General features: G+C 51.6%; 1 protein-coding gene. It reads right to left on the reverse strand.

The genetic code is table 11. The annotated features are described in order from the left end of the window. Nucleotides 1–609: hemagglutinin repeat-containing protein (locus HMPREF2907_RS03050; protein WP_210388583.1), on the reverse strand; the 609-nt coding region annotated here is incomplete at both ends.

A 609-nucleotide genomic window follows, 5' to 3' on the forward strand; every position in this document is an offset into this window, starting at 1 on the left:
TGCATGTTGCGGGTGTTGATGCCGCTGCGGGTGGTGCTGTTTTTGCTGTCTCCATCGCTGCCGTAGCCGATGGCGTTATTGTTGTTTTGACCTTTAGAAACATCAATCAAGCGGATTCCCGGGCCGGAGTCGGCAGGACGGTTTTGCCCCATTGATTCACCGCTGATTGCAACACTTGCCCCGATACCAAAGCTTTTACCTTCGTAGTGGCTGTGGTTTTGAATGTCGCTATGGGTGAGGGTGGCCGTCTGAAAAAGGTTTTTTCCTTTGTCTTCGGCACTCTTGCCGGAGGTGATGATACCGCCCTTGAGGTCTGTGTTGTCTCTGACTTTGATTTGATAGCCATCTTCTCCGGCATAAATACCACTTTGCTCGGTTACGGAGGCATGGTCTGCTTTGACTTTGCTTTGGCTGTAACTGCCGCTTGCACTGAATCCGTAACCGACGGTAACTTGGACATTGCCGTTTTGCTGTTTGCTCTGATAGGTTTCAGTATCTTGAACACTTTCTATATGCAGGTTGCGCGTATCTGCCTGTACGCCTTTGCCGATGATCTGCGCACCTTTGAGGGTGGTATCCCCGCCGCTTCGGATGGTGGTTTGTCCGGCC

The sequence above is a fragment of the Neisseria sp. HMSC055H02 genome (genome assembly GCF_001813335.1).
Taxonomy (GTDB): Bacteria; Pseudomonadota; Gammaproteobacteria; order Burkholderiales; family Neisseriaceae; genus Neisseria; species Neisseria sicca_C.